The organism is Halomonas sp. MMH1-48 (assembly GCF_022348105.1).
Classification (GTDB): domain Bacteria; phylum Pseudomonadota; class Gammaproteobacteria; order Pseudomonadales; family Halomonadaceae; genus Vreelandella; species Vreelandella piezotolerans.
Genome location: NZ_JAKRFL010000024.1, coordinates 30,978 through 42,849, shown reverse-complemented (window position 1 = coordinate 42,849; position 11,872 = coordinate 30,978). Strand labels below are relative to the sequence as shown.

9 protein-coding genes are annotated in these 11,872 nt (G+C 57.8%); 2 read left to right on the top strand and 7 right to left on the bottom strand.

What is annotated here, in order from left to right; genetic code table 11:
- Positions 1–324: 324 nt before the first annotated feature.
- Positions 325–1,212 carry a CDP-diacylglycerol--serine O-phosphatidyltransferase gene (pssA, locus tag MHM37_RS15700; RefSeq protein ID WP_139525680.1) on the bottom strand — a complete coding sequence of 296 codons (888 nt, stop codon included), beginning with the start codon at positions 1,210–1,212 and terminating at the stop codon, positions 325–327.
- A gap of 146 nt (positions 1,213–1,358) precedes the next feature.
- Positions 1,359–2,375 carry a ketol-acid reductoisomerase gene (gene ilvC / locus MHM37_RS15695; protein ID WP_153843120.1) on the bottom strand — a complete coding sequence of 339 codons (1,017 nt, stop codon included), beginning with the start codon at positions 2,373–2,375 and terminating at the stop codon, positions 1,359–1,361.
- A gap of 196 nt (positions 2,376–2,571) precedes the next feature.
- Here ilvC and ilvY point away from each other — a divergent pair, with 196 nt between their 5' ends.
- Positions 2,572–3,459, top strand: a complete 888-nt coding sequence (gene ilvY / locus MHM37_RS15690) for an HTH-type transcriptional activator IlvY (RefSeq protein ID WP_239297259.1) — start codon at positions 2,572–2,574, stop codon at positions 3,457–3,459.
- 70 nt (positions 3,460–3,529) lie between these two features.
- Here the strand turns inward: ilvY and ilvN are convergent, their stop codons facing one another.
- From ilvN to rluD, 5 genes are all read right to left on the bottom strand, one after another.
- Complete coding sequence (gene ilvN / locus MHM37_RS15685; protein ID WP_030074339.1) at positions 3,530–4,021, bottom strand: acetolactate synthase small subunit; 492 nt, start codon at positions 4,019–4,021, stop codon at positions 3,530–3,532.
- On the bottom strand, positions 4,021–5,745 hold the full coding sequence (locus MHM37_RS15680; protein WP_139525682.1) for an acetolactate synthase 3 large subunit: 1,725 nt from the start codon (positions 5,743–5,745) through the stop codon (positions 4,021–4,023). Before MHM37_RS15680 ends, ilvN begins: the two co-directional genes overlap by 1 nt.
- 505 nt (positions 5,746–6,250) lie before the next feature.
- Positions 6,251–8,830 (bottom strand): ATP-dependent chaperone ClpB, encoded by a 2,580-nt coding sequence (gene clpB / locus MHM37_RS15675; protein ID WP_239285541.1) that lies wholly within the window; start codon positions 8,828–8,830, stop codon positions 6,251–6,253.
- 127 nt (positions 8,831–8,957) lie between these two features.
- Positions 8,958–9,713, bottom strand: a complete 756-nt coding sequence (pgeF, locus tag MHM37_RS15670; RefSeq protein WP_139525684.1) for a peptidoglycan editing factor PgeF — start codon at positions 9,711–9,713, stop codon at positions 8,958–8,960.
- Complete coding sequence (gene rluD / locus MHM37_RS15665) at positions 9,710–10,669, bottom strand: 23S rRNA pseudouridine(1911/1915/1917) synthase RluD (RefSeq protein WP_139525685.1); 960 nt, start codon at positions 10,667–10,669, stop codon at positions 9,710–9,712. The genes pgeF and rluD overlap by 4 nt, the downstream gene beginning before the upstream one ends.
- Positions 10,670–10,863: 194 nt before the next feature.
- Here rluD and MHM37_RS15660 point away from each other — a divergent pair, with 194 nt between their 5' ends.
- The gene (locus MHM37_RS15660) at positions 10,864–11,676 is read left to right on the top strand and encodes an outer membrane protein assembly factor BamD (protein ID WP_239285543.1); all 813 of its coding nucleotides are present in this window, start codon (positions 10,864–10,866) and stop codon (positions 11,674–11,676) included.
- The last annotated feature ends 196 nt before the right edge of the window (positions 11,677–11,872 follow it).

Here is an 11,872-nt window from a genome sequence, read left to right as displayed (position 1 = left end):
GGCAAGCGCCCACATGAATTACCTGATCAAATTGTTAAAGAGCAACTTTCTTAATGTCGCTGCGGCGGGCTCGATGACCTGACCCGTGTTGCCTCAGCGAGGAAGGCGTATTCTACGCATTCCGTGGCGTTTGTCAACCGCTGTTTTCAGCGGGCGAAGCGAGCGATCTGACCAACCTACCACAGAACTCTAACTTCCTGACAAACAAGAGGTTTTTCAACCTCATCACCGCTGGTAACGCTGAGCGTCCCCGGCAGCGGATGCGTACTTTACGGATTCGATGCCGGGTTGGCAAGGGCTAGTGTGAAAAAGTTTTCAAAATGTTCAGCGTTTGGGTTTTGCCTTACGCATGACGGCCAAGATGGGCCCTGAACATACGTAAGCCGCAAACAGCAGCAGCAGCATGACCGACGGCTCGACGGAGATCATTACGAACCCCAGCACGACCGCCAACAGTACCACGAAAGGCACGGGCTTCTTGAAGTCCAAGTCCTTGAAGCTGTAGTAACGGATGTTACTCACCATCAAGATCCCCGCCGCACCAACGACAACGAGCATCAGCAGCTTGAAGCCAAAGGCATCGGCATCGAAGCTGTGAAACGTCCATACGCTAGCGGCCACTAACGCCGCCGCCGATGGGCTAGGCAAGCCGATGAACCATTTTTTATCGACACTGCCGATTTGCACGTTGAAACGCGCCAAGCGCAGCGCAGCGCAGGCGACATAAAGAAAAGCGACCACCCAACCTGTTTTTCCAATATCTTGGAGAATCCAGGTGAAGGCGACCAGTGCCGGCGCCATACCGAACGAGATCATATCGGCCAAACTGTCGTATTCAGCACCGAACTCACTCTGGGTATTGGTCATACGCGCCACGCGACCATCCAGACCGTCCAGCACCATAGCAATGAAAATGGCGACGGCTGCCGAGGTGAACTCACCGTTGATACCGGCCACGACGGCAAAAAAACCGGAAAAGAGCGCAGAAGTCGTGAACAGGTTGGGCAGTAGATAGATCCCTTTACGGCGAATCTTTTTACCATCTTCGACGGCTTCTTCCACGACCTCGGTTTCTCGCAAAAACGCGGCGGCAAGATCTTCATTGCCGACGTCTTCGTCTTTGGCAGACGAAGACGGAAGGGTGTCATCGGCAGCCGACGTCTCGGAAGGCTGCGTGCTGCCGTGCTTTTGGTCGCGAGCATCCTGGGTCATAAGCATCATCCATTTGAAGTGAATTCACACGAAAAGGGTTCTCTTCTCATTCTACACGGTGACGCCCAGGCGACCAGCCAATTGCCCTGGACAACGAAAAACGCCCCGAAACAGCGCTTCGGGGCGTGGATAACGCTATGCGCCGTTTAGTTCTTGGACTTATCGACGAGCTGGTTAGCAGCAATCCACGGCATCATGCCGCGCAGCTTGGCACCGACCTGCTCGATCTCGTGTTCCGCATTCAGGCGACGACGAGCCGTCATGGACGGATAGTTGGTGTTGCCTTCCTGAATGAACATTTTGGCGTATTCACCGGTTTGGATACGCTTAAGAGCATTACGCATCGCCGCGCGAGACTCATCGTTGATGACCTCAGGCCCCGTCACGTACTCACCATACTCGGCATTGTTGGAGATGGAGTAATTCATGTTGGCGATGCCGCCTTCGTACATCAGGTCGACAATGAGCTTGAGCTCATGCAGACACTCGAAGTAAGCCATTTCCGGGGCATAACCGGCTTCGGTCAGCGTCTCGAAGCCCGCTTTCACCAGTTCGACCGCACCGCCACACAGGACAGCTTGTTCACCGAACAGGTCGGTTTCGGTCTCGTCTTTGAAGGTCGTTTCGATGATACCGCTACGGCCACCGCCGACACCGGCCGCATAGGAGAGTGCCAGTTCTTTGGCGCTGCCTGACGCGTCTTGGTGAATAGCGATCAGATCCGGAATACCACCGCCCTTGACGAACTCAGAGCGAACGGTGTGGCCCGGCGCTTTCGGCGCGATCATGATCACGTCGAGGTCTTTGCGCGGCTCGATCTGGTTGTAGTGAATGTTGAAGCCGTGGGCGAACGCCAGGGTTGCGCCTTCTTTCAGGTTCGGCTCGACTTCCTGCTCGTAAATCGCCTTTTGGTTTTCGTCCGGCGCCAGAATCATGACGAGGTCAGCGGTTTTACACGCTTCCGGTACGCTGGCGACTTTCAAGCCAGCCGCTTCGGCTTTTGCTGCAGACGAGGAGCCTTTGCGCAGGGCAACGGTGACGTCGACGCCCGACTCTTTCAGGTTGTTAGCATGCGCATGACCTTGCGAGCCATAACCCACGATGGTGACTTTCTTAGCCTGAATGAGAGAAAGGTCACAATCTTTATCGTAATAAACGTGCATGGCGAAACTCCAGAAGTCGATGAAACCAAAAGTTTTTATTGCGTAAGTGTCAGCGTTGATGGCCACCCGTGCCGTCTTTTGCAGCACTAGGATTTGGCGTTGAGGCCACTCTACGCCAGCGCAGCTATTGCGTAAAACGCTATGTTTGCAACATACTATTTCATATTATGAAATATCGTTCAGTCCAAAGGCTCTCATGGATTTCCGCTTACTCAGGCATGTCACCATCCTGGCCGATACGCTGCATTTTGGCCGCGCTAGCGAGCTTTGCCATATCAGCCCCTCGACGCTGAGCCGCTCCATCCAACAGGTGGAGAGCGAGCTCGGTACGCGCCTGTTTGAACGGGACAACCGCCATGTAACGCTCACTCCTCAAGGCATCACCTTCCAACGCTATGCCAAGGAGACGCTCGAGCAGTGGGAAACGCAAAAGCGCACACTGGCGGCGACGACGGCGCAGCTCAGCGGCGAGATCAGCATTTACTGCTCCGTCACCGCAAGCTATAGCTTTCTCTATGAACTGCTCAGCGATGTGCGCACCCGCCACCCCGGCATCGAGCTCAAGCTGCATACCGGCGATCCCGCCGATGCGATGTCCCGGGTACTGGAAGGCGCTGATGACATGGCGATCACGCCGCGACCGCGCATCCCGCCCAGCGCACTGGCCTTCAAGTCGCTGACCCGCTCACCGCTGCTATTCATTGCGCCTACCGACGCGCATGCGTGGCTGCCACCGCAGCCGGACAGCTCCACCGCCGAGCAGTGGCAGCACGTGCCGATGATCTTGTCGGAAGCCGGTCTCTCTCGGGAGTACGCCAACACGTGGTTCAAGGCCATGGGCATTACCCCACGGATTTATGCCCAGGTCGCGGGGCACGAAGCCATCGTCAGCATGGTCGGGCTTGGGTTTGGTGTGGGCGTGGTGCCCAAGATCGTTTTGGACAATAGCCCACTGGCAGAGCGCGTGCAGATACTCAATGTCAAACCCGAGCTCCCCCACTACGACGTTGGCCTCTGCGTACTGAACCGGCGGCTCAAAAATCCGATGATCGACGCGTTTTGGACGGCGGTGATCCCACGCTGAGGCGCCCCTTACGCACGAAAAAGCCGCCCGGCGAAGGGCGGCTTTGAACGTTGCAGCGTTGAGTCGCGATTTAAAGCGACAGGACTTTATCGCCCCGTGCAATACCCGACACCCCTGTACGTGCTACTTCGAGAATGCCCACGGGTGCCATGGCCTGCAGGAAAGCGTCCAGTTTCGACGCGTCGCCAGTGATCTGTACGGTGTACAGGCTGGGCGTGACGTCGACGATCTGCGCGCGAAAGATATCCACCGTGCGCTTTACTTCATCGCGGGCTGCACCGAGTGCTTTCACCTTCACCAGCATCAGCTCGCGCTCGATGTGGTTGCCTTCGGTGAGGTCCACCAGCTTCACCACATCGATCAACTTGTTGAGGTGCTTGGTGATCTGCTCGATCACTCGGTCGTCGCCCACCGTGGTGACCGTCAGGCGTGACAGCGACGGATCTTCCGTCGGCGCTACGTTCAACGTTTCAATGTTGAAGTTACGCTGGGAGAAAAGCCCGACCACACGCGACAGCGCACCCGGTTCGTTTTCCATCAGAATCGAGATGATATGACGCATCAGGTACGCTCCGTTTTGGACAGCAGCATGTCACGCATAGCACCCAACGGTACCTGCATCGGATAGACGTGCTCATGGGGATCGACCTTGACGTCCAGGAAGACCAGCTCATGCTTGTCGGCAAAGGCACGTTCCAGCGCCGGTTCCAACTCGTCTAGCGTCGTGACGGTGATCGCGGTGAACCCGTACGCCTCTATCAGCATATGAAAGTCGGGTAGCGACTCCATATAGGAGTGCGCATGGCGGGACTTGTAGTTCAAATCTTGCCACTGGCGCACCATGCCGAGCGATGCGTTATTCAGGTTGACGATCTTGACGCCCACGCCGTACTGCTTACAGGTGGAGAGTTCCTGCATCATCATCTGGAAACTGCCTTCGCCGGTAACGCACACCACATCGTCGTCCGGGAAGTTTTGCTTGATCCCCATGGCCGCCGGGAAGCCAAAGCCCATGGTTCCCAAGCCACCGGAGGTAATCAGGCGGTTGGGCTTATCGAACTTGTAATACTGCGCGGCAAACATCTGATGCTGACCTACGTCGGTGGTGACGTAGGCTTCGCCACGGGTGACGCGGCACAGCGCCTCGATGACTTCTTGCGGCTTCAGCGCCTCGCCAGCCTTGGAAGGCTCGTAGAGCTTACCTTCACGCTCGGCTCGCCAGCCGTCGATCTTCTGCCACCAGTCGGTCAACGCGTCAGGATGCGCAATGGCATTCCCCTGCACTAGGCTAATCATTTCGTTGATGACGCTGGAGGCCGGGCCGACGATCGGCACGTCAGCTCGCACGGTCTTGGAGACCGAACTGGGATCGACGTCGACGTGAATGATTTTCGCCGTCGGGCAGAACTTCGACGTATTGTTGGTCACCCGGTCATCAAAACGCGCGCCAATGGCAATGATCAAATCAGCGTGGTGCATGGCCATGTTGGACTCGTAGGAGCCGTGCATCCCCAGCCACCCCAAACACTGGCGGTCACTTTGCGGATACGCGCCGATGCCCATCAGCGTGGTGGTAATCGGAAAACCCAGCTGCTTCACCAAATCGGTCAAGCCTTCGCTGGCCTTGCCGGTCACCACGCCACCGCCGGTGTAGAATACGGGGCGCTTGGCCTTCAGCATCATTTCGACGGCTTTTTTGATCTGTCCCGTATGGCCACGGGTCACCGGGTTATACGAGCGCAGCTTGACCTTTTTCGGGTACACGTACTCGTAGCGCTCGGTAGGAGCGGTCATGTCCTTAGGAATGTCGACGACCACCGGGCCAGGACGGCCGGTCGATGCCAAATAGAAGGCTTTTTTCAGCACTTCCGGGATCTCGGACGGATGACGAATCGAGAAGCTGTGCTTCACGATGGGGCGCGTGACGCCGACGATATCGGTTTCCTGGAAGGCGTCGTCACCGATCAGGTGGCTCATGACCTGCCCACACAGCACCACCATGGGAATGGAGTCCATGTAGGCAGTCGCAATACCCGTCACCGCGTTTGTCGCGCCGGGGCCCGAGGTCACCAGCACCACGCCGGGCTTGCCGGAGGCACGGGCATAGCCATCGGCCGCGTGAGTGGCCGCCTGTTCGTGACGTACGAGAATGTGCTTCACTTTGTCTTGGCGGAACAGCGCGTCATAAATATGCAGCGCCGCACCACCGGGATAACCATAAATGTACTCGACGCCCTCATCTTGCAAGAAGCGGGCGATCATATCTGCGCCGGAAAGCAGTTCCACTGTGTTTCTCCCCTGGAGGTCTCGAGTGCGATCCGCAGGGCATCCTGCGGGGTCGAGTGCGGCGGTATGCCGCTGCCGGCCCATGCCGGCACCTGATGCCAAACCCTGGCAATATGGCCCGGTTAGGGCCTGCACTCTCATCGGGAACGCTCATTGATGGCAACCATAAAGAGCGTCTCCCTTACACGGCGGTTTACCGTGTCGGGGCGTTGGCCAGGTCAGGCGGTTAGCCCAAGCCCGGAAGTCCTTCGGCGGGTAAAGGCGTGAGCCTACCCTTCGCGCGGGGATGAGGGGTTGCCCGTTGGTTCCGCGCCCGCAAATCAGGAACCCACAAGATTCCATTAGCACCCTTAGCCTGTCAACCTCAGAACCGACCAAACGCAACAAAGGTCGCAGTCAGCGCAAAAAAATGCCCCGTCCGCGACGCTGACGGGGCATTTGCCCTATTTCATTGCGCAATATCCGCACGACATTGCGCTAAATCCGACTCTTCGAGAAGTTAAGATTAGTTAAACACCAACTTTCCTACTTCTGCACTGATGTGAATGGTCGTGCCGGGAAGATACTTGCCTGCGAGCAGATCCTGCGCCAGCGGATTTTCGATACGGCTCTGAATAGCACGCTTGAGTGGCCGTGCCCCAAACACAGGGTCGAAGCCCACCACCGCGAGTTGCGCCATGGCATCGTCGCTCAATTCCAGACGCAGATCGTGCTCCGCAAGCCGTGCCTTCAAGCGCTCCAATTGAATGCCAGCGATGGCCTGAATCTGCTCCTGACCAAGGGCGTGGAACACCACCACCTCATCGATCCGGTTGATCAGCTCAGGGCGAAAATGGTTACCCACGACCTCCATCACCGCATTTTTCATCAGCTCATAGTCGTTATCATCCCCGCCCATGCGCTGGATGATGTCCGAGCCCATGTTGGAGGTCATGACGATCACCGTGTTACGAAAGTCGACGGTGCGCCCCTGGCCATCGGTCAAACGTCCATCTTCCAGCACTTGCAGCAGAATGTTGAACACATCCGGGTGTGCTTTTTCCACCTCGTCCAGTAGCAGCACCGAGTAAGGCTTGCGGCGAACGGCCTCGGTCAAGTAGCCGCCCTCTTCGTACCCCACGTAGCCGGGAGGCGCGCCGATCAGGCGGGCCACGGAATGCTTCTCCATGAATTCCGACATGTCGATGCGCACCATGGCTTCTTCGGTGTCGAACAAGAAGTTGGCCAACGACTTGCACAGCTCGGTCTTGCCCACACCGGTTGGACCGAGAAACAGGAATGAGCCGTTGGGGCGGTTGGGGTCGGCAAGACCCGCCCGGGAACGGCGCACTGCGTTGGCGACGGCCTCGACCGCCTCGTTCTGGCCGATGACGCGCTCGTGGAGGGCCTCTTCCATGCGCAGCAGTTTATCCCGCTCGCCTTCCAGCATTTTGGATACGGGAATGCCCGTCCAGCGCGAGACCACCTCTGCGATTTCCTCTTCCGTGACGTTGGAGCGCAACAGCTGATGGCTGGCAGTATCGGCTTCGCCTTCTCCTGCTTCGCTGATCTTTTTCTCCAGCTCGGGAATCTTGCCGTACTGGATTTCCGACATGCGGCCCAAATCACCCTGACGACGCGCCTGCTCAAGATCGATACGCGCTTGCTCGAGCTCCGCTTTGAACTGCGCGGCGCCTTGAATGCTGGCTTTTTCCGCCTTCCAGATCTCATCCAGGTCAGCGTAGTCACGCTCTAACTCGTGGATCTGCTGATTGAGCGCCTCCAAGCGTTTTTTGGTCGCTTCGTCGGTCTCTTTCTTGAGAGCCTCCCGCTCCATTTTGAGCTGAATGAGACGACGGTCTAGACGGTCCATCTCTTCAGGCTTGGAGTCCAGCTCCATACGAATCCGCGAGGCGGCTTCATCGATCAGGTCGATGGCCTTGTCCGGCAACTGGCGGTCGGTGATATAGCGCGTCGAGAGCTTGGCCGCCGCGATGATCGCAGAGTCGGTAATATCAACGCCATGGTGCACCTCGTAGCGCTCTTTAAGGCCCCGCAAAATAGCAATGGTATCGGCCTCGGTAGGCTCGTCCACCAGCACTTTTTGGAAACGGCGTTCCAGGGCGGCGTCTTTCTCGATGTACTTGCGATACTCATCCAGCGTCGTCGCCCCCACGCAATGCAATTCGCCCCGTGCCAGCGCTGGTTTGAGCATATTGCCCGCGTCCATGGCGCCATCGGCCTTTCCAGCGCCCACCATGGTATGCAACTCATCGATGAACAGGATCACTCGTCCCTCTTCTTGGGAGAGCTCTTTCAACACGGCTTTCAGGCGCTCTTCGAACTCACCGCGAAACTTGGCTCCGGCGAGCAGCGCGCCCATATCCAACGACAGCACGCGCTTCTCTTTCAAACCTTCGGGTACTTCACCGTTGACGATGCGCTGGGCCAAGCCCTCGACGATGGCGGTTTTACCTACACCAGGTTCGCCAATCAGCACCGGGTTGTTTTTGGTGCGACGCTGCAACACCTGAATCGTACGGCGGATTTCGTCGTCGCGACCGATCACAGGGTCGAGCTTGCCGTCCAGCGCGCGCTGGGTGAGGTCCAACGTGTACTTGTTGAGCGCCTCCCGCTGCTCTTCGGCATTGGGGTCATCTACCCTAGCACCACCACGCAGGCTGTCGATCGCCGCCTCTAACGTTTTACGGCTGAGTCCAGCCTCTTTCATCAGCTTGGTGATGGCACTGTTCATCTCCAGCGCAGCCAGCAGCACGAGCTCGGAGGCGATGAATTGATCGCCGCGCTTTTGCGCTTCGCGGTCGGTGAGATTGATCAGTTTGACGAAGTCACGCGATGGCTGCACTTCGCCATCGAATTGGCTGACTTTGGGTAGGTCATCCACTAGGCGCTGCAGACCGTCGCGCAGGCGTGAACTGCTGCCGTCGGCTTTCTCGATCAGCGCTTTGATGCCGGTATCTTTGGTATCGATCAGCGCCAGCAGCAGATGCGCGGGATCTAACTGGTTGTGGCCTTGGCCCACGGCGAGGGACTGCGCCTCGGCAATGGCGGCCTGTAATTTGGCGGTGAATTTATCGAATCGCATGGTGTGCCTCCTGGGGATGCCGTGCGTTTGGACCCACGGCGCTGCCCATTGACCTGTCGTTGAACGTGCTAAAGACGATTAGCTTGACAAGTAAGATGGCGTCATATCCACGCATTTCAAGTGGCGATTAATTGATCCAGATCACACTCGCCATGCGACCAGTGTTGCCGTTGTCACGGCGATAGGAGTAAAAGCGCGATTCGCAGGCGGTGCAGAAGTGTCCGCCGCTAATGTGGTGGATGCCCAGTGCTTCTAGGCGAAAACGGGCCAGCCGATACAGATCGGCCATATAGTGGCCTAGCCGGTACGGGCTGTGGTCGAACGCGTCGGCCGTGTCTGGATGTACAGCCACGAAAGCGCCATACACTTCGGGTCCCACCTCGAACTGCGCATTCGAGATGGCCGGCCCCAACCACACCAGGATATCGTCCGGGTCGCAATTCATGGCGGCGATGGTGGCTTCCAACACGCCACCGGCCAGCCCACGCCAGCCCGCATGCGCAACCGCCACCTGCGTTCCTTGACGATTGCAAAACAGCACTGGCAAACAGTCGGCGGTGAGAACGACACAGGCGTACTCGCTGCTGCTGGCAAGCGCTGCATCTGCATCAGGTGTGTTGCTTTGGTATTCCTGCTGCACCCGCGCACCATGCGTTTGGTTAAGCCACAGTAGCGGGCGTTCATCGCCGATCTCTTTGTGTAGCAACCGTCGGCACAGTGCAACATGGTCGGCATTGTCCCCAACGTGAGCGGCCGGATTGAACGCCGCAAAGTCATTCTGACTCGGCCCCGTTTCACGCGTGGTCACAAAGGCTCGCACGTTGGCGGGCGCTGGCCAGTCCGGCAGCAGAAGCGTCGGGCGCAGATCTATGGCATCGCTCATCGCATGGTCTCGCTATCGTCGCGCAGGTAGTCCAACAACATTAGTAGATCATCGGGCAGATCGGCTTGAAAAGTAAGGGTTTCACCACTAACGGGGTGCACGAAGCTGAGCTTTCGGGCATGCAGCGCCTGACGGGGGAATTCGCGCAAAATCTCTTTCAACGGCCCAGCGGCCCCCGGTGGGAGCTTGGCACGGCCGCTGTAGAGCGGGTCGCCAATCAAAGGATAGCGAGCGTGGGCCATGTGCACGCGAATCTGGTGAGTGCGGCCGGTTTCTAGCTGGCAGCGCACGTGGGTATGAGCACGAAAACGCTCGACCACGCGAAAATGCGTCACGGCGGGCTTGCCGGACGCCGTCACGGCCTGGCGCTTGCGGTCTTTCGGGTGCCTGCCAATCGGCGCATCGATGGTGCTGCCCGCCACGGGCTTACCGATCACGATGGCATCGTACTGACGCGACACGGTACGGGCTTGCAACTGCTCGACTAGCGCTGTTTGCGCGGGCAAGGTCTTAGCGACCATCATCAGGCCGGTCGTGTCTTTATCCAAGCGGTGGACGATGCCTGCCCGGGGCACTTCGGCCAACGCCGGGTGATGATGCAGCAGGGCATTGAGCAAGGTGCCATCCGGGTTGCCCGCCGCCGGGTGCACGACCATGCCCGCCGCCTTATTGATGACGATGACGTCCTCGTCTTCGTAGACGATGTCCAGCGCGATGTCCTGGGGCTCGAAACGCGTGTCCTCCTCGATGGTCGCATTGAGCGTGAGCACTTCGTGGCCATGCAGTTTGGCTTTCGGCTTGACCTTGACCCCATCGACGGTGAGTTCACCGGCGTTGATCCACGCTTTCAAACGCTCGCGGGAGTAATCACTGAACAACTCCGCCGCTGCTTGGTCCAAGCGCGCGCCAGCTAACGTTGCGGGCACCCGCTGCGTGGCTTCAACAATACGAGACATGAATGACCTCTCTAAGACGCTAACCGCCCAATCGAACCACCTGAGATGCGCGACTTACCGCTACGACGTGTCGCTAAGCCTGCGTTTTGCGTCTAGGTGTTTTATAGTGGGCTCACTGCGACCTATTCTACCATTTCTACTTATGGCCATCGTCGCTTTTCGGTGATTGAGGCTTGTTTGCAACGAGGATGATGATGCGCGTTTTTTCCGCTGCCCACCGCTTTGGCGCCCTAGCCTTGAGCCTTGCCCTTCTCGCAGGCTGCGCCAGCAACGACACGACCCCGGAAGAGGAAGACGAGTTTGCGGGGGTCCAAGAGCGCGAGCTATATGAGCTGGCACGCACCGCGCTCGATAGCAACCGCTTCCCGATTGCTATCGAGCGCCTTGAAGCGTTGGATACCCGTTATCCGTTTGGCCCTCACGCCGAACAGGCTCAGCTCGAACTGATTTACGCCTACTACGAAAACAGTAACTGGGAAGAGGCGCGGGCGGCTGCCAGCCGCGTCATTCGCTTACATCCCGATCATCCTCAGGTCGACTATGCCTATTACCTCCGCGGGCTAGCCGCTTGGCAGGCGGGCCGCTTCAGCCTCGAGCGCCTGCGCCTGATCGACATCTCCAAGCGTGATCTGGGGGCCTCGCGCGATGCTTACAACGATTTCCGCGAACTGATTCAGCGCTTCCCACAGAGCCAGTACGCCCCGGATGCCCAGCAACGTATCGTCTACCTGCGTGAGCTCTTAGCACGCCATGAGCTGCACGTGGCCGACTACTACCTCCGCCGCGGCGCTTTTCTAGCCGCCGTCGAGCGAGGCCGCTGGGTGATCGAAAACTACCCGGAATCCAACGCGACTCGCGATGCGCTGGCGACGATGGTCGAGGGCTACCAGGGGCTAGGGATGGAAGATCGCGCGAGCGAGGTTCTCACCGTGCTGCGTGAAAATGCACCGGGTCATGAGCAACTTCGAGGTGGTCGTTTCGTGCCAAAGCATGACAACAGCGACTGACACCATTTGCCATTTGCTTTTCACTTACAAAAAACCACGCTTAGGCGTGGTTTTTTTGTACAAGAAAATAATTGTTTAATAACAAAACCTTAATCAAATGATAGACAAAATATCATTACAAATATTGTACATCACTAGCACTGAGCATTATGATTCTCCTGCAAACACATAATAAAGCGCCTCCACGGCGCCTAGG